The 18,205-nt window shown below is 71.0% G+C and carries 12 protein-coding genes and 1 other RNA gene; 6 read left to right on the plus strand and 7 right to left on the minus strand.

The window, feature by feature from the left end:
- Nucleotides 1-6 precede the first annotated feature (6 nt).
- Entirely contained in the window at nt 7-600 is a 594-nt protein-coding gene (gene recR, locus ABD093_RS00915; protein WP_193119164.1) for a recombination mediator RecR, read from the minus strand.
- Nucleotides 601-770: 170 nt separating this feature from the next.
- Between recR and ABD093_RS00920 the strand changes: the two genes are divergently transcribed.
- Together ABD093_RS00920 and ABD093_RS00925 are read left to right on the plus strand one after the other, a co-directional pair.
- Complete coding sequence (locus ABD093_RS00920; RefSeq protein WP_343921961.1) at nt 771-2,105, plus strand: glycoside hydrolase family 125 protein; 1,335 nt, start codon at nt 771-773, stop codon at nt 2,103-2,105.
- 209 nt (nt 2,106-2,314) lie between these two features.
- On the plus strand, nt 2,315-2,845 hold the full coding sequence (locus ABD093_RS00925; RefSeq protein ID WP_193119162.1) for a GyrI-like domain-containing protein: 531 nt from the start codon (nt 2,315-2,317) through the stop codon (nt 2,843-2,845).
- A gap of 116 nt (nt 2,846-2,961) precedes the next feature.
- Here the strand turns inward: ABD093_RS00925 and ABD093_RS00930 are convergent, their stop codons facing one another.
- Together ABD093_RS00930 and ABD093_RS00935 are read right to left on the minus strand one after the other, a co-directional pair.
- The gene (locus tag ABD093_RS00930; RefSeq protein WP_343921962.1) at nt 2,962-6,600 is read right to left on the minus strand and encodes a DNA polymerase III subunit gamma and tau; all 3,639 of its coding nucleotides are present in this window, start codon (nt 6,598-6,600) and stop codon (nt 2,962-2,964) included.
- Nucleotides 6,601-6,632: 32 nt separating this feature from the next.
- Nucleotides 6,633-8,231 (minus strand): hypothetical protein, encoded by a 1,599-nt coding sequence (locus ABD093_RS00935; RefSeq protein WP_343921963.1) that lies wholly within the window; start codon nt 8,229-8,231, stop codon nt 6,633-6,635.
- Nucleotides 8,232-8,468: 237 nt separating this feature from the next.
- On the opposite strand from ABD093_RS00935, the gene ABD093_RS00940 reads away from it, so the two are divergent.
- The 3 genes from ABD093_RS00940 to ABD093_RS00950 all read left to right on the plus strand — a co-directional run bounded on the left by ABD093_RS00940 (nt 8,469) and on the right by ABD093_RS00950 (nt 12,347).
- Nucleotides 8,469-8,951: a VOC family protein gene (locus ABD093_RS00940; RefSeq protein WP_193119159.1), complete on the plus strand. Its 483-nt coding sequence runs from the start codon at nt 8,469-8,471 to the stop codon at nt 8,949-8,951.
- Nucleotides 8,952-9,018: 67 nt separating this feature from the next.
- Nucleotides 9,019-10,512: a dicarboxylate/amino acid:cation symporter gene (locus ABD093_RS00945; RefSeq protein WP_343921964.1), complete on the plus strand. Its 1,494-nt coding sequence runs from the start codon at nt 9,019-9,021 to the stop codon at nt 10,510-10,512.
- Between the two features lie 515 nt (nt 10,513-11,027).
- On the plus strand, nt 11,028-12,347 hold the full coding sequence (locus tag ABD093_RS00950) for an MFS transporter (protein WP_343921965.1): 1,320 nt from the start codon (nt 11,028-11,030) through the stop codon (nt 12,345-12,347).
- A 58-nt stretch (nt 12,348-12,405) separates the two neighbouring features.
- On the opposite strand, the gene ABD093_RS00955 is transcribed toward ABD093_RS00950, so the two are convergent.
- From ABD093_RS00955 to ffs, 3 genes are all read right to left on the minus strand, one after another.
- The gene (locus tag ABD093_RS00955; protein ID WP_343921966.1) at nt 12,406-13,797 is read right to left on the minus strand and encodes a TIGR01777 family oxidoreductase; all 1,392 of its coding nucleotides are present in this window, start codon (nt 13,795-13,797) and stop codon (nt 12,406-12,408) included.
- A gap of 124 nt (nt 13,798-13,921) precedes the next feature.
- A complete protein-coding gene (locus ABD093_RS00960; RefSeq protein WP_343921967.1) occupies nt 13,922-14,875 on the minus strand; it encodes a CPBP family intramembrane glutamic endopeptidase in 954 nt (317 codons plus the stop codon).
- 190 nt (nt 14,876-15,065) lie between these two features.
- An RNA gene (gene ffs / locus ABD093_RS00965) (signal recognition particle sRNA small type) lies at nt 15,066-15,162 on the minus strand.
- A 299-nt stretch (nt 15,163-15,461) separates the two neighbouring features.
- On the opposite strand from ffs, the gene ABD093_RS00970 reads away from it, so the two are divergent.
- Entirely contained in the window at nt 15,462-17,006 is a 1,545-nt protein-coding gene (locus ABD093_RS00970; protein WP_193119155.1) for an alanine/glycine:cation symporter family protein, read from the plus strand.
- 84 nt (nt 17,007-17,090) lie between these two features.
- Here ABD093_RS00970 and ABD093_RS00975 read toward each other — a convergent pair whose 3' ends face one another.
- Nucleotides 17,091-18,095 carry an aldo/keto reductase family protein gene (locus ABD093_RS00975; protein ID WP_343921968.1) on the minus strand — a complete coding sequence of 335 codons (1,005 nt, stop codon included), beginning with the start codon at nt 18,093-18,095 and terminating at the stop codon, nt 17,091-17,093.
- Nucleotides 18,096-18,205 lie beyond the last annotated feature (110 nt).

Here is an 18,205-nt window from a genome sequence, read left to right on the forward strand (position 1 = left end):
CGACTCTCACACGGTGCGACGGCCCAGGAAGGCCCGGCCGAGGGTCATCTCGTCGGCGTAGTCGAGGTCGCCGCCGACGGGCAGGCCGGAGGCGAGACGGCTGACGGTGAGCTCGAGCGGTCCGAGCAGCCGAGAGAGGTAGGCGGCCGTGGCCTCGCCCTCGATGTTGGGGTCCAGGGCGAGGATGACCTCCTGGGTCTCCCCCGACCCCAGGCGGCTCATCAGCTGGGTGATGCGCAGATCGTTCGGGCCGACGCCACCGATCGGGTCGATCGCCCCGCCGAGCACGTGATAGCGGCCCTTGAACTCGCGGATCTTCTCGATCGCGACGATGTCCTTGGACTCCTCGACCACGCAGATGATCTCGCTGGTGCGACGGGGGTCCGCGCAGATCCTGCAGGTCTCGTCGGCCGAGACGTTCCCGCAGATCTCGCAGAAGCGCACGGTGTCCTTGACGGTCACCAGCACCTCGGCGAGCCGGCGCACAGAGGCGTCGTCGGCGTCCAGCAGATGGAATGCGATCCGCTGAGCCGACTTGGGGCCGATGCCCGGCAGCTTGCCGAGCTCGTCGATGAGGTCCTGGACGATGCCTTCGTACACGCCCTCAACTGTAGTTGCCCCGCCCGACCGAGGACGCCTCCCCCGACGTGCCTCCGAGCACGTCGCGTCGCGGTTCGCGCCTGTCGGCGTCCGAACTGCGCACAATATGTCCATCGCCATGACATATTCGGTTACCCTGAGCCGACCAGCCGATCGCGATGAGGAGCCCCATGGTCCAGCTGCCCCCCTCCCTGCTCGACGCCGTGCACGAGCGGATCCTCAGCGGCCTGGGCGAATCCGCCCAGCGCGAGGAGATCGCCCATCGGGTGGTGACCTACCTGCGCAACACCGCCGAGACCACGGTGAATGTCGAGGAGGACGGCACCACCTTCGTGATCACCGGCGACATCCCGGCGATGTGGCTGCGGGACTCCGCCGCCCAGCTCACCCCGCTGCTGCGCCTGGTCATCGCCGGGGTCGGCACCGGGGAGGACCGCACCCAGCTGGTCGCCCTGCTGACCGGCCTGCTGCGCCGCCACTGGCAGTACATCGTCATCGATCCGTACGCCAACGCCTTCAACCGCACCGCGGATGCCTCCCAGTGGGACAGCGACGACACGGAGTTCGACAGCCCCTGGGCATGGGAGCGGAAGTTCGAGCTGGACTCCCTCTCCTACGGCCCGGATCTCGCCTGGCGGGTCTGGAAGGCCACCGGGGACACCACCTGGGCGACCGCGGAGTTCGTCGACGCCGCCCGCACGATCCTCGCCACCGTGCGCACCGAGCAGCACCACGAGGAGCGCTCCGAGTACTTCTTCCGCCGCGCGAACTGCACACCCCAGGACACCCTGGCGCGCGAGGGCCGCGGCTCGCTCACCGCGCCGAACGGCCTGGTCTGGGCCGGGTTCCGACCCAGCGACGACGCCTGCGAGCTGGGCTACAACATCCCTGGCAACCACTTCCTGGCGCTCTCCCTGGAGCGGCTGGGGGATCTGCTCGAGGAGGTCGCCGGCGAGGCGGAGGACGCCGCGGAGGCGCGCCGGCTCTCCTCCGAGATCCGCGAGGCGCTCCAGCAGCACGGTCTGATCGAGGGGGCCGACGGGACGCAGATCTGGGCGTACGAGGTCGACGGCCTGGGCCATCACGTGTTCCTCGATGACGCGAATGTGCCCAGCCTGCTGGGCCTGCCCTACCTGGACTGCGTCGCGGCCGACGACCCGACCTACCTCGCCACCCGCGCCGCGGTGCTCTCGCGGCAGAACCCGTACTACTACGCGGGCCCGTACCTCGAGGGCGTGGGCTCGCCGCACACCCCCACGGACCATGTGTGGCCGATCGGGAAGAACATCGAGGGACTCACCTCGGCCGATGATGCCGAGCGGCTGCGGATCCTCGAGCAGCTCATCCGCACCGACGGCGGTACGGGGATGATGCACGAGGGCGTGCACGTCGATGATCCGTCGACCTTCACGCGGGAGTGGTTCTCCTGGTCCAACTCCATGTTCTGCGAGCTGGCGCTGGATCTGGCCGGGGTGCACCGGGAGGTCGGCGCCGCCGCCCGGTGACGGGCCGACCCTAGCCTGCCGTCGGGCCCCGCGGCGGACCCTGGATGGCGGGCGCAGCTGCGGGATCTGGGCGGCGGGCCCGCCAGCCGGACCTGCACGGCAGACGCACAGCGACCGTACTGGTCAGACCCGGGCTGGAGGGGTACGGTCGAGCCCGGGCCGTCGCATCATGCACGGCCCGTTCGCGACTCTGAACAGGACTTTGCACGATGTCGTCGTTGCCGCATCCCTATGACTCCGCCGAGCCGGCCACCGCATGCCGGGTGACTGATGCCCCGGAGATACCCACTGCGGTGGTGTCCCAGCGTGACTTCCCGATGTACCAGATGTCGTCCTTGATGGACGGCACCTTCACCCACCTCAGCGCGGCCCTGGAGGACGCAGGGATCCACCCGATCGGGCCGGCTTTCGCGCTGCACCACCGGGCGCCGGTCTCGACCGCGGATGTCGAGGTCGGGTTCCCGGTCGACGCTCCCCTCACCGAGCCGATCACTCTGGCCAGCGGCTACGAGGTCATCGCCTCAGCGCTGCCTGCCGGGCGCGTGGCATGGGTCAGCCACGTGGGCGGGTACGGAGCGCTGGCGGAGAGCTGGGGTGCGTTCACCGAGGAGATCGGCGAGTCCGAGGAGCAGATGACGTACCCGTTCTGGGAGTTCTACGTGACCCCGCCGACGCCCGGCACGAACCCCTCGTCCCTGCGCACGGATCTGTTCAGCCTGCTCGAGCCGCGCTCGGACTGATCCTTCGCGACCGACGGGCTGGTCCGTCGCTGCCCGCGTGCAGATCCGTCGCGATCCACGCGCTGATCCGTCGCGGCCCTCGCGCTGATCCTTTGCGACCCAGGTCAGGCGAGGGGTCAGTACCTGTCGGTCTCGTCGATGACCTCGAGCACCTTGCCGCCGAGGATGGTCTCGATGACCTCGCGGCCATTGCGCTTCGAGACCACGGCATCGTCGTCGTCGCGCGTCGCACCGCCGGTCGGATCGGCGTCGACCGGGGGCTCCTCGGGGCCTCCCTGGTTTCCCCGGGTGCGCAGCCCCGCTGTGCGAGAGGCCTGTGCTGCTTCGCGGACCAGCGCCGCACCGCTACGGGCAGGTGCGCCGGCCGGAGCGGCGCCGGTCGGGGCGGTGCCGGTCTGGACTGCGTCCGTCGGAATCGCCGACGGACCGCCCTGACCTGTGGAATTCTGGCCGGAGGAGTCCTGACCCGAGAAGTGCGGGCCAGAAGAGTCCTGCCCGGACGGTCCGGACTGCCCGGAGCCTGGAACGGCGACCGTCGCCGTGCCCCAGGAGGCGGCCGCGCGCGCAGTGGCCGATCCGGAGGCGGACTCGGAGGCCGAGTCAGCGGAGGCAGGCTGCTCGGAGGGTGCCTCGGGCGCCTGGCCACCCACCGCGCTCTCCGCGGAGTCGGCGAGTCCCTCCCCCTGTTCCTGGCCGGACGTGCCGCCCAGCCCTTGGTCGGGGCCGTTCGGGGGGTCGATCGGATCCGTGCTGCTCGCCGGTGCGTCCGGTGTCGCGTCGGGACGGGGGACTCGTGAATGGACGACCCGGCCTTCCGCGATGGCCTGCTTCAGGGCGTTCTGCCCGAAGGTCCGGGGCTCGTCGGCGGGCAGGGAGTCGCGGCCGTCGTCGTCGACGACGGGGATCTCGCCGGCATCAGCGGTGCCCGCGGACGGAGCAGGGGCTGATTCGGAGGCTGACCCTGCGGAGGTTGCCTGCGGAGCCGGGGCCGAGCTTCCGGTGCCGGGCTGAAGCGCATCGGACCAGCGCGGGGTGCGCTCCGGCGACGAGGCCGGAGACTGCGGGCCACCCCCGTGGCGAGCGACCGGTGCGCTCTGCGCTGAGTAGTCGTCGGGCGGGTAGGAATCCTCGGGATCCGGCGGGTACGGATCATCGGGTTCCGGGGCGAACTCCTCGACACGGTCTGCACCGCCGGGGGCGGCCGCGCGCCCGCGCGAGGCTCGTGCGGCGGCCTGCATCGCGCGATCTGCGGCGCGCTGGCCGGCCGAGGCGGGCGGTTCCTCCGACGGGGCCTGCCCACCGGGCGCCGGCGCACCACCAGGGGCTGTGGGGGCTGACGGCGCGGCAGCAGCCGAGGGTGCCGAAGCGGAGGACGGGGCGGAGCCGGGGCCCTCCGGCACCGCGGCAGGAGCCGCGGTGGGAGCCGCAGAGGCTGCCGTGGCGGCTCCCCCGGCCGGCGGTGCCATCTGGGCCACGGCGTCGCCCCACGGAACAGGCGCGCTGCTCGGAGCGGCACCACCCTGCCCTGCGGCGCCGCGACCGTCATCGCCGCCACCCGAGCCGTCCTGTCCGACGGCCTGCTCCCACGAGCCGGACTGTCCCGACCCGCTAGGAGCCTGCTGACCAGCACCGTCCTGGGGGCCGCCGGCTCCGCGGGGAGCACCGCCCGCCGTGCCCCCGGGGCCCGACGACCCCGGTCCCGACGACCCCAGTCCCGAGGAACCCGGTCCGGACGTCCCTGGTCCCGACGAGCCTGGTCCTGCCGATCCCGGTCCGGAGGAGCCCGGTCCTGAGGAACCCGGCCCTGAGCCACCGGGACCCGGATCCTCTCCGACGACAGCGTCGACCGAGATCTCGACGTGCATGATCCGGCGCACGGCATCGGCCAGGTTCTCTGCTGCCGTGCCCCGGTGGAACGCTGCGACCAGGCCTTCGGTGCGGAACCCGATGAGGAGCGTCGAGCCCTGGGAACCGTGCACGTGCCCGTTCTGCCCGACGAGCGCCCAGCTGGGACGACGGATCTGCGCGAGCTCGTCGAGGATCGCGGACCAGTGCTCGCGCACGGCATCCGCGTTCAGTCCCTGCGCTCCTCCGGCGTCCGGTGCAGCGGGGGCGGGAGCGCTCTGCGGGGCGGATGCCTGCGGGGCAGCGTGCTGCGGCGCGGCCTGCTGTGAGGCCGCCTGCTGCTCGGTCTGCTGGGGGGCCGGTGGCTGCTCCTGCGCGGCGCCGCTCTGCGGACCGCCCTGCGGAGCGCCGCCCTGCGGGGAAGCGCCCTGCGGGGCAGCTGCCTGCGGGGCGGATCCCGGCTCCAACGGGCCACCTCCCGGGCGCGACACCGGAGTGTCCCAACCCTGCGAGGACGTCGCGGCGTCAGCCCGGCCGTCGGGCGCCTGGGGCTGGCCCTGGCGTTCCGTCGACGGGGCCGGCGTGCGCCCGCCGCGAGACTGTCGTGCGGATTCGGCCTTCTCCTGCGCGATGCGTCGAGCCTCCTCGCGCCCGGAGGAGCCGCCGACGGCAGCACCCGCACCTGCACTGGGAGCCTGCGCGCCGCGACCCGGCGCTCCCTGCCGACCTCCCGCGAGCGGCTGCCCACCAGCCGGCTGGTTCCGCCCGGCCGGGGCGCTGCCGTCGCCCGCGGCAGCCAGCGCGGCACGCTCGTCGCGCAGCACCAGACGCGCCGCGAGCAGCTCGAGGTGCAGTCGCGGCGACGTCGCCCCACTCATCGTGGAGAGCGTCTCGTGGACCAGGTCGCCGCACTGCGAGAGATCCGCCGGTTCGAAGCGGCCGGCCTGGCCGACCATGCGCTCGAGCTCATCGGCAGGGACCTGCGGCAGCAGATCCTGGCCGCGGTCGGGGACGGCCGCCAGGATGATCAGATCACGCATGCGCTCGAGCAGGTCCTCGACGAACCGGCGCGGCTCGTGGCCGGTCGCCAGCACGTGCTCGACCGCGGCATACAGCGCGCCGGCGTCCCGCTCGGCGACCGCCGTGATGGCGCTGTCCAGCAGCGCGGTGTCCGTGAAGCCGAGCAGGGCGATCGCGGTCGGGAAGTCCAGACCGTCCTCGCCGGCGCCGGCCATGAGCTGGTCCAGCACCGACATGGAGTCACGGGCGGACCCGCCTCCTGCGCGCACCACCAGCGGCATCACGCCCTCGCCGACGTTCACGCCCTCGGCGACGCAGACCTCCTCGAGGTACGGGCCCAGCACCTGCGGCGGGATCAGCCGGAAGGGGTAGTGGTGGGTGCGCGAGCGGATGGTGCCGATGACCTTGTCCGGCTCGGTGGTCGCGAAGACGAACTTCACGTGGTCCGGCGGCTCCTCCACCAGCTTCAGCAGGGCGTTGAACCCGGCCGAGGTCACCATGTGGGCCTCGTCGATGATGAACACCTTGTAGCGGTCGCGCACGGGCGCGAAGGAGGCGCGCTCCCGCAGCTCGCGAGCATCGTCCACACCACCGTGGCTCGCGGCGTCGATCTCGACCACGTCGAGGCTGCCAGCGCCGCCGTTGGCGAGGTCGCGGCAGGAATCGCACTGACCGCACGGGATGTCCGTGGGACCTTCCGCGCAGTTCAGGCAGCGCGCGAGGATGCGCGCCGAGGTCGTCTTGCCGCAGCCTCGCGGCCCGGAGAACAGGTAGGCGTGACCGATCCGGCCCGCGCGCAGCGCACGCTGCAAGGGCGTGGTGACGTGGTCCTGGCCGATCACCTCGGCGAAGGACTCGGGACGATAACGACGGTACAGAGCTGTGGCCACCGGTACAGGCTAGTTGAGGCGCCCGACCTTCCTCACCGTTGGGGACGAGCAGGTTCTGTGGAGGACCGGTCCGAGGGCGTCGGATCTCCTCGATCAGCCCCGTTCTCCTGCGCGGTGTCCTGCGTGTTCTCCTGCATGCTCTCGCGTGTGCTCGTGGTCTCCTGCGTGCTCGCGCCCGCGGTGCACGGGGTCCTCCCGCCGTCCTCCGTCGCCCGGGCGCCTGCGGTCACCGTGCCGTCTGCCGTGTCCCCGACCTCCACGGGCCCGTCGTCGTCGGCGGTCTTCCCGGCGTGCGCCTGCGTGGCGGCCCGCGTCGCATCGAGCTTCTCGCGGCGATGGCGCAGGCTCCCGAAGGTCACCAGGAACGCGATCAGCACCACGATCACCGGGAGGGCGGCGTCCACGACCCACTCGGGCACGGAGAACGGCAGCGAGAAGTCCGGGATCCACCCGAACAGCAGATCCGTCAGCCAGTTCCAGGCCTCCCCGATGGGGCGGAGCACGGCGGCGATCGCCGACCTGATCGGCGCGAACAGCGCGTCGAAGAACTCCACGACCGGACGCACCAGCTCGCCGAACCAGGTGCGGACAGGCTCGGTGGCCTCGGAGATCGCGTCGACGACGGGCCGCACCCGGGCCTCCACCCACTCCTGCACCGGATCGAACAGGCCGCTGAACAGGCCGCCGACACCGAGCAGCGGGATCAGGAAGCCGGCGGCCTTCGCCAGCGCGGAGAGCATTGCGTAGCGGACGGGATGCGCGATGCGCTTCTCATCGCGCACGGCCGACGGGCTGTCCTCGGCGGGCACGAGCAACGTCTTGTCCAGACCGTGGCGCACATCGACCTCACCGGCGCCGCCGAGCCCGGCGGTGTGCACCGAGATCACCTCGGCATCCGTGAAGCCTGGAACCTCTCGGTCGTCCTCGTCACCGCGTCCGTCGTCGCCGTCGGCGCCGGTCTGGGCGCCGTCCCCGTCGGCGGCGTCGTCGCGTTCGTCGGCGGCGTCGTCGTCGTCGTCCATGACTCGGCGACGCACCGTGCAGCGCACCACGGTGAAACTCTCCTCGAGGCGGAACTGCAGGGCATCGGAGCCTGCGTCGGACCCGGAGTCAGCGTCGGTGTCGGCGTCGGCGCGCGCATCGGCCTCAGAGCGAGGGTCGACGTCGGTCCCTGTCTCCTCCTCGGCGTCCTGCTGCGCCGACCGCTCAGCTTCCTGCGCGGCCGCCTCCTTCTCATCCTCCTGCGCCGACTTCTGGTGCGCCTTCAGGGCCGCTTTCCGTGCTTTCTCCTCCGCGGCCGGATCGTGCTCGACGCCGTCGATGACCACCGTGAAGGATGAGTCGAGGAGCCGGTGGCGCACGCGCACCAGGTAGTCGTGGCCGTCGGCGCGGCCGCGGTACTCGACGTCCGACGCGAACCGGGTGGGCTCCTGCGCGCCGAAGGGCTTCTCCACGTCGCCCTCGGTGCCTTCGTCCTCGGCGTTCTCCTCGGAATCTTCTTCGGCATCTTCCTCGACGTCAGAGCGCGGGCCGACGACGGCGCGGGCCGTCTCGTCGTCGGCCGGCGCGGCGGAGTCGCGTGCAGTGGGGTCACGCACAGCGGGGTCATGCACTGAAGGTCGCTCGTCCATGTCCCCACGATGTCAGCAGCCCGCCCCCGCATGCATCGTCCGCAGGTCTGTGACCGGCCACGTCAGCATCAGCCGAACGGACGAGACCGTGAGGACGAGACTGCTGGCACGGCGCCGCGAGCACGACGCCTGAGCACGCCTCCGGAAGCACGACCCCATGAACACGACTTCTCGCGACCGACAGCGCGCAGCGGCAATTCCGTTGACCTGCGACCGGCGCTCCCGAAGACTCTTCTCATGAGCGTCCGCCACTCCCACACCAGCATCGACTGCCACGACGCCTTCGCCCTGTCCCAGTGGTGGCTCCGCATCCTCGAATACGCGATGGACCCGGAGGATCCGAACCTGCCCGGGCACGAGGAGTGCGCGATCCACGATCCCGAGACCGGGCACACGCTGCTGTTCCTCGAGATCCCCGACGACGAGCTGCCGTCCAAGCGGATCCACCTCGATGTGCGCCCTCGCGAGCGCACGCAGGAGCAGGAGATCCTCTGGCTCGAGCAGCAGGGAGCGGTCGCGGTCGCCGATCACCGCGACCAGTACGGCCCGGGGTCGGGATGGCTGACCATGGCGGATCCCGAGGGCAACCAGTTCTGCGTGCTGACGTCCGACGCCGAGCGGGCCGCGATGGCGTCACCGCGCGACGACGCAAGTGCCGCCGATGCACCTGCTGAGGCGAGGACCGACGGGAACGCCGATGACTTCCCCGAAACCCCCTAGTTCTCCTAATGTGATCGCATAGCGTTTTGATTGAACTCGTGACGAGGTCCGCGTAACGTCGCCTGCCGTGAGCACATCCACCACCTCCTCCCCCACGACACCGCGGCGCACGCGCAACCCGCTGCGCGCGATCGTCCGCATCCCCTTCGGCTGGCAGGTCCTGATCGGACTCGTCCTCGGCGTGGTCCTCGGCCTCGTCGCGGCCCAGATCGGCCCCGTCACCGCCACGGACGCCAACCCGGACGGCGCGAACTGGCTGACCACCGCGCTGAACACCATCGGCACGATCTTCGTGACGCTGCTGAAAGCGCTGGTCCCGCCGCTGATCTTCCTCGCGATCATCACCTCGATCGCCAACCTGCGCGGCGTCACCAACGCCGCCCGGCTCGCCGGGAAGACCCTGCTCTGGTTCGCCATCACGTCGCTGATCGCCGTGTCGATCGGTATCGCGCTCGGCGCCGTGACCTCCCCCGGCGCGAACTCCGGCGTCTCGGCGGACGCCGCCCAGGCCTCGGACACCCAGGGCGGCTGGATGGACTTCCTCACCGGCCTCGTCCCCACGAACTTCCTGGGCATCGAGGGCAGCGCCGGGGACGACGGCACCGTCTCGCTGAGCTTCAACGCCCTGCAGATCCTGGTCATCTCGATCGCCGTGGGCATCGCGGTGCTCTCCGTCGGCGAGAAGGCCGAGCCCTTCCTGAAGGTCACCGGCTCCGCGCTGGAGATCGTCCAGAAGCTGCTGTGGTGGGTCATCCGCCTCGCCCCGATCGGCACCGTCGGCCTGCTCGGCAACGCCGTGGCCAGCTACGGCTGGAACGCGATCGGTCAGCTCGGCGTCTTCGTCGCCGACGTGTACATCGGCCTCTTCCTCGTGCTGCTGGTCGTCTACCCGGTGCTCCTGAAGCTCAACGGCCTCTCGATCGGCTCCTTCTTCCGCGGTGTGTGGCCCGCGACCTCGCTCGGCTTCGTCTCCCGCTCCTCGCTGGGCACCATGCCGATGACGCAGTCCGTCACCGAGCGCATGGGCGTGCCGCGCCACTACGCGAGCTTCGCCGTGCCGCTGGGCGCGACCACCAAGATGGACGGCTGCGCCGCGATCTACCCGGCCCTGGCCGCGATCTTCGTCGCGAACTTCTACGGTGTGCCGCTCGGCGTCACCGACTACCTGCTGATCGTGCTGGTCTCCGTGCTGGGCTCGGCCGCGACCGCCGGCATGACCGGCGCGACCGTGATGCTCACGCTGACCCTGTCCACCCTGGGCCTCCCGCTCGAGGGTGTGGGCCTGCTGCTCGCGATCGACCCGATCCTCGACATGGGCCGCACCGCCCTGAACGTCACCGGCCAGTCCCTGGTCGCCGTGATCGTCGCCAAGCGCGAGAAGATCCTCGATCAGCCGGCATACGACGACGCCCGACGCACCTCCTTCCAGGCCATCCAGGCCGAGGAGGCGCAGGACGCGCAGGATGGGCAGGACGCGCACGACGGAGCCGACGCGGAGGCACCTGCTGGCGCGGGCTCAGACACGGACTCGGACCGCGAGAAGCAGCCCGCCACCGCCTGACCGGCGCCCACGGGCCGCTCCTGCAGGGCCCCGCCCAGCCTCGCTCGCTCCGCCTCGCCCCGTCTCGCCTCGCCCCGGAGCGCGACAGACCGCGACAGACCGCAACGCGCCGACCGAATCCCTCGATCTGTACCGCCACCGGTACATATCAGTGGTCTCGGTCGGCGCGTCCGCGACGGGGTCCCGCAATGGAGTGCGCCCGCGTCGAGGAGCGACCGGGAGCGTTCGCGACGGGGAGCGCCCGCATCGAGGAGCGACCGGGAACGCCCGCGTCGGGTAGGCCCGCGTCCAGGACCACCCGAGAACGGCACCGCCCAGGTCGGGTACGCCCGCGACCGGGAGCGCGTCGTCCCGGGTGAAACCGCGCACCGCACGCCCCGGAACCCTGGCCCAACCCCCGCGCCGCCCCTAGAGTGAGGCTGTCAGATCGGCCCGGCTCCACGGGCCCCCGCAGTGCATCTACCTCGGGTCCCTCGGCGGACCGTCCAAGGCGGCACCCACCGTCCGGAGCAGCGATGTCCACGCAGCAGACCACAGCCCCCGCCCCGCAGCAGTCCTCCCCGACCCTGCGCAGCGTCGCCGGGGCCACCTACTTCCCGATCGCCTTCGTGGCCCGCTTCCCGTTCGCGATGATGGTCGTGGGCACTCTGACCCTCGTCGTCTCCGCCCGCGACTCGATCGCGCTGGGCGGGTTGAACTCCGCGGTCGTGGGCCTGGGCTCAGCGCTCGTCGGCCCCCTGCTCGGCGCCGCGGCGGACCGGATCGGCCAGCGCCCCGTCGTCCTCGTCTCCGGGATCGTGAACTCCCTGGCCCTGCTCGCGATGGCCGCGGTGGCGTTCAGCGCTCTGCCCGACGCGGCGGTGCTCGCCGTCGGCTTCCTGATCGGCGCCTCGTCGCCGCAGATCGGCCCGCTCTCCCGCAGCCGCCTGGTGCAGCTCATCCTCACCCGCCTGCCCTCCCACCGTCGGGCGAAGAGCCTCAACGGCACGATGGGCTACGAATCCGCGGCCGACGAGACCGCCTTCGTGTTCGGCCCCGTCGTGGTGGGCCTGCTCGCGACCACGCTCAGCCCCGCCGCCCCCATGATCGGCGCCGCGGTGCTGACGCTGTTGTTCGTGACCGCTTTCGCCCTGCATCCCACGGCGAAGGTCGCGGCACCGACCACCGAGGAGCCCGTCGCGCAGGCCCCGGCCCGCGAGCTCTTCACCCTGCCCGTGGTGGTGGTCGTCGCCGGCGCGCTCGGCGTGGGGCTCTTCTTCGGCACCGTCCTCACCTCGTTGACGGCTTTCCTCTCCGACACCGGCCACGGCGACTCGGCGGGGCTCGTCTACGGCGTGATGGGGGTGGGGTCCACGATCCTGGCCCTGAGCATCACCCTGTTCCCCGAGCGGTTCCGGCTGTACGCGCGCTGGCTCACCTTCTCCTCGCTGATGCTGGCCGCGATGCTCGCCTTCGGCCTCGCGGGCGGCCTCACCGGGCTCATCGCCGCGATGGCGGTCGCCGGGATCGGGATCGGGCCGACGGTCGTAACGCTGTACAGCCTCGCTGCGGAGCGCAGCCCACAGGGACGTTCCGCGACCGTGATGACGATGCTGGGCTCGGCCACGATCGTCGGCCAGTCCGCAGCCTCCGCCGTGACCGGCGCGGTCGCCGAGAGCTCCGGGTCGCAGGCATCCATGTGGCTGCCCGTCGGCGCCGCCGCTCTCGTGGTGCTCGCCGCCCTCGTCAATGCGCTGGCCTGCCGCACGCCCGCGGGCACCGAGATCTCCGCGGCCGACGAGGACGTCCTCGAGGAGGCCCGGCGACTCACCGAGCTGCCCTCCGAGCACCTCTGATCCGGTACGGATCGTCCAGCACGCCAGATCGTCCCTGACAGCGGAACCCGCGGAGCCGTCACCGCCACAGCACGTGCTGCAGAGCCTGCTCGAGAGTGGTGTGCGCGGCGCGGAACCCGCTCGCCTGCAGGCGGGCGTCCGAGACGTTCTGATCGGCCTGGATGAGCTCGTCCGCCCCGTCGGCTCCCAGCAGGAGCTTCGGCCCGAACGCCGGGACCGGCACCACGGCCGGCCGGTGCAGCGCCGCGCCGAGAGCGCGCGCGAACTGCCCGGAGGTGACGGGCTGCGGGGCGACGGCGTTGAGCGGTCCGTGCACGTCCGCCGAGAGCGCAGCATGGGCGTAGACCCGCACGATGTCGTCCAGGGTGATCCACGAGGTCATGGCATCGGCACGGGTCAGGCGCCCGCCCACCCCCGCGAGGAACATCGGCAGCTGCGGCAGCAGCGGCCCGCCCCCGTCGGACAGCACGAGAGAGGTGCGCACGAAAGCGGTGCGGATCCCGGCCTCCGTCGCGGCATGGGCTGCGTGCTCCCACTCGCGCACCAGATCGGCGAGGAACCCTTCGCCGCCCGGATCGGCCTCCGTGAGCAGCTCGCCCGGACGGCGCGGACCGTAGAGGCCGATGGCGCTGGCCTGCACGAGGGCCGAGGGCCCGTTGTCCATGTTCGCGAGGGTGCGGGCGATGAGCGCCGAGCCGTGCACGCGGGAGGAGCGGATCTCGCCGCGGGCGCTGTGGGTCCAGCGGGTGGCGATGGAGCGACCGGCGAGGTGGATGACCACGTCGACGCCCTCGAGATCGGCGGGGTCCAGGCGTCCGCCCTGCGGGTCCCAGGAGATCTCGTCCGGGCCGACGTCCTCCTCGCGGATCATCCGTCGCACGGTGTGCCCGCCGGTCTCGAGCAGGGCGGCGAGCTGGGTGCCGATGAGCCCGGAGGATCCGGTCAGCGCGATCGTGCGTCGGGGCTGGTCGGCGTAGCGAGCGTGGAAGGCGAGGTCCTCGCGCAGCTGCCGGTCCCGGAACCGGAACACCCGCTGCATCTGGGGGCCCAGCAGCGGCTCGAGGCGCTGGAGGCGGGCGGGAAGCTCGACCTCGAGGGTGTCCCCCACCAGGGTTCCGCCCTCGGAACCGGGATCGGACAGGAGACGATGCTCGTGGCTCCAGGTGCGCCAGGGTCCCCGCACCTGCTGATCGACGAACCGGGCCTCGCCCTCGACATCTCTCTGGTGCTCGCGGTGGCGCAGGATCCAGTGCGGGCGCAGCAGCGACGGCAGGGCGGACGGTCCCAGCCGGGTGCCGACGACGCGGCCCACCTGCAGGCCGCCGGCCGTCGGATCATCCGGCGTGGCGAGGCCGGGCGGGGTGAGGCGCACCAGTGCGCCGGGCCGTTCGTGCCAGGCCAGGACCTCGGCCTGGGGGAAGGGGATCCGATGGGTGGTCTCGATCTTCATGACTGCTCCCTTCCTCGGCGGCGCCGCACGCTCAGGCGGTGCAGGTCCTCGCCGGTGGTGCGCTCCACGCTACGCACAGCTTGCGCCCTTGACCAGGGCCTGCCGTGCACACTGCCCGGAGACGTCAGCTCGGGCGCGGATCTGTGCGGTCCGGGGTCCCGGCAGGTGCGGTCGTCGACGTGATCCCCGCCGGCGTCAGCCCGTCAGCCACCCGCAGGATGACCCACGCGACGCCGAGCCACAGGGCCCACGAGCTCAGATCCATGACCCACAGCAGGGTCGGATCGACGGGGCCGAGGACGTTCTGCTCGAGCGCGACCCGCAGGCTGTTCAGCAGGCCGTGCCCGATGATCGCCGCCCAGGCCGTCCCGGAGAGTCGGCGGAGCACGGAGAGCAGCGGCGCGACGGCGACGATCGTGCCGAGGTAGCTGACCATCTCGCGACCGGACAGACCCAGCGCGAGCACCACCGGAAGATGCCACAGAGCCCACAACCCGCCGATGGCCAGCGACATCCGCCAGAAGCCGAGCGGTTCGAGCGTGCTCTGCAGCCACCCGCGCCACCCGGCCTCCTCCCCGATCGCGAAGACGGCCTGCGTGGCCAGGACCACCGGCACCGCGAGCAGCAGGCCGAGCAGGGGCGGTGCGTCCGCGAGCGGGGACGCTCCGCCGACGACTCCGATCAGCAGGCGGGTCACGGGCACCAGCGTGAAGACGGTGATCGCGGCGAGCACCGCGATCAGCAAGGCTCTGCCCGAGGGCACGTGCAGGGCGAGGGAGCGCCACCAGGGCTCATCGCGCCGGCGCACGAGGAGCGCCGCGAGCAGCGGGGACAGCTGGGCCAGGGGCACCACCAGGCCGAGCGCCGACTCGGGCAGCAGACCGGTGGCGAGGGGGATCGAGAGGGCGGTTGCGACCGCGGTCGCGATCAGGACGAACAGGCCGACGCGCGCCGGCGAGTCGATGACTGCCTGAGGCGCCGCGGGGGCCGGTGACCAGTGCCGGGAGGCGGGTGCGCCGGGATCGGAGGGGACGTCCGGGACGTCGGGATCGGTGGGGACGACGGGGCGGGAGGACATCGGGGGCTCCTGGGGCCGGGTGCGGCGCGCCTGGTGCGACCGCAGCGTCGATGTCCACGCTAGGAAGTGCCCGCGAGCTCCGGTACGGGGAGGTCCGCCGTGCCGAGCGGGGGCAATCCCCCTCGGGTCCACCCGGGGTCACGCCGACGGGGCAGGACGCGCCGCCGGGACGGAACACGTCGTCAGGGCATGAAGCGACCCCTCGTGCACCTGCCAGAGCTCACCTGCCCTTGCTGCCGTCAAGCCCTGGGGGAGTTCAGCAAGATGACACCGCACGAGGGGTCGTGTCCCAGTGTAGCGGCTCTATCGCATGCACTTCGAACCTCGCGAAGGCGATCCCGCGCACATCGTCCCGCTCGTCGGCTCCGCCCTTCACCGTGGGCAGATCGCCGGGCTCCGAGGCACCTTCTCCTGGGAATCCCCGAGTAGTTTCACGAGCAATCAGGTCACGACCGTGCAACACGCTCGGGATAGCGCGCTTTTCACGGCCCTGTTCAGGTAGGTTCCCTCCAGCACATTCTCGGTGACCCAGGTCACCACCCGCGGTGCCGATGCTGCCACCGCTTCCCCTGACCCTGGAGGTTTCATGCCCTTCGATACCCTGATCACCGGGGCGAACAACCTCGTGTGGTCCCTCCCCTTGGTCGGTCTACTGCTGATCACCGGCCTGTACTTCTCGCTCCGTACTCTGTTCCTGCAGATTCGCTGCATCCCCGACATGCTCGAGCAGCTCAGAAAGGGCGAGTCGTCACCGGACGGCACGTCATCGCTTCAGTCGCTCATGATGTCCCTCGCAGGCCGCGTCGGCATGGGCAACATCGGCGGCGTCGCCACGGCGATCGCCCTCGGCGGCCCCGGCGCCGTGTTCTGGATGTGGCTGATCGCCTTCCTCGGCGCGGCGACGTCCTTCATCGAGTGCACCCTCGGCCAGATCTACAAGGAGAAGGACCTCGACACCGGTGAGTACCGCGGCGGCCCGGCGTACTACATCGAGAAGGCCTTCAAGCACACCAAGGCCGCTCCGGCCTTCAAGGCCTACGCGATCGTATTCTCGATCGTCACCGTGATCGCCATGTGCTTCTTCCTCCCGGGCGTGCAGGGCAACGGCATGGCGTCCGCAGCGTACGAAGCGTGGAATCTTCCCCACTGGATCTCCGCCGTAGGCGTCGTCATCCTGCTGGCCTTCATCATCATCGGCGGCGTGAAGCGGATCGCTCGCTTCGCCGTGATCGTCGTACCCGTGATGGCGATTCTTTACATCATCGCCGCAATGGTGGTGTTCTTCGTGAACTTCGACCAGATCGGGCACGTTTTCGGCCTGATCTTCTCCAGCGCTTTCGGTGCGCACGCGATGTTCGGCGCGATCGTCGGCAAGGCCGTGGAGATGGGCGTCAAGCGCGGCCTCTACTCCAATGAAGCGGGACAGGGCACCGGCCCGCATGCGGCAGCCGCCGCTGAGGTCTCCCACCCGGCCAAACAGGGCTTCGCTCAGTCGTTCGCCGTCTACATCGACACCCTGTTCGTCTGCACCGCGACCGCGTTCCTCATCATCTCCACGGACATGTACCAGGTGTTCCAGGGGCCGGAGGAGACGCTTCTCTACGAGGGGTCGGTGCCGGCCGGTACCGACTACGGTCCAGAGTTCTCTCAGAACGGTTTCGAGACCGTGTTCCATGGCCTGGGGCCGACCTTCGTGGCGATCGCACTGTTCTTCTTCGCCTTCACCACGATCGTCGCCTACTACTACATGGCCGAGGTCAATCTGACGTACCTCAACCGCTGGATCCCGAACCGCCTGGTGCGCCGTGCCCTGGTGCGGGCTCTCCAGGCGCTCATCCTGGTTGCCGTGGTCTACGGCTCGGTGACCACCACTGGCAACGCGTGGGCGCTCGGCGACATCGGCGTGGGTGCGATGGCCTGGCTGAACGTCGTGGCGATCCTGATCCTGCAGGGCCCCGCTCTGAAGGCTCTCAAGGACTACCGGCAGCAGAAGAAGCAGGGGTTGGACCCGCAGTTCGACCCCCGCAAGCTCGGCATCAAGAACGCTGAGTTCTGGGAGCTGCGCGCAGACGGCCTGAACCGGCCGGGCAAGAGCGGTGAGCAGCTGAAGAAGGAGACGACCGACGTCTGACACCGCCTCCGCGGATCCCCCCCACCTGCAGAACGGCCGACCCCCGAGGGGAGCGGCCGTTCTGTCATGGCGCAGGCGCCGGCCTCAGCTCAAACGCTGCGCCGGAGAGACGGTCTTGGCGGGATCGGCCTCGGGGATGTCACCGAGCACCCCGTCGATGCGCGCCTTCACGTCGGCATCGAGCGTGACGCCGGCGGCCTTGACGTTCTCGGTGATCTGCTCGGGGCGGGAGGCGCCGATGATCGCGCCGGCCACGTTGTCGTTGCTGAGCACCCAGGCCACAGCGAGCTGCGCCATGGTCAGGTCGAGCTCCGCGGCGATCGGCTCGAGGCGCTGCACCGCCTCGAGGACCGGGTCGTCCAGGAAGCGCTTGATCATGTCCGCGCCGCCCTTCTCGTCGCGGGCGCGCGAGCCCTCGGGGGCCTCGGCGCCGGGCTTGTACTTGCCGGTGAGGATGCCCTGGGCGACGGGCGACCACACGATCTGCGAGATGCCGAGCTCGCGGGAGGTGGGCACCACGCGCTCCTCGATCACGCGCCACAGCATCGAGTACTGGGGCTGGTTGGAGATCAGCTGGATGCCGAGCTCGCGGGCCAGCTGGTGGCCGGCGCGCAGCTGATCCGCGTTCCACTCGGAGACGCCGATGTACAGGGCCTTGCCGGAGTGGATGACGTCGGCAAAGGCCTGCATCGTCTCCTCGAGCGGGGTGGCGTCGTCGTAGCGGTGCGCCTGGTAGAGGTCCACGTAATCGGTCTGGAGGCGGGAGAGGGAGCCGTCGATCGACTCGCGGATGTGCTTGCGCGAGAGGCCGGTGTCGTTGTGCCCCTTCCGGCCGGTCGGGAAGTACACCTTGGTGAAGATCTCGAGCGACTCGCGCCGCTCACCCTTCAGCGCCTCGCCGAGCACGACCTCGGCCGCGGTGTTCGCGTAGGTGTCCGCGGTGTCGAAGGTGCTGATGCCGGCGTCGAGCGCGGCGCGCACACAGGCCCGCGCGCGCTCGTCCTCCACCTGCGAGGCGTGGGTGAGCCAGTTGCCGTAGATGATCTCGCTGATCTTGAGGCCGCTGCGGCCGAGGTGACGGTGTTCCATACCGTTCAGCCTACGGTCGCCGCCCAGGGCTTACGATGGTGATCCACGTCATAGCGCGGCCGTCGGCTCCCCGCGGACCGACCGGACCGGCCGCGCCCCTGTCTCGACGA

Source organism: Brachybacterium tyrofermentans, from assembly GCF_039526165.1.
In the GTDB taxonomy this organism is placed as follows: domain Bacteria; phylum Actinomycetota; class Actinomycetes; order Actinomycetales; family Dermabacteraceae; genus Brachybacterium; species Brachybacterium tyrofermentans.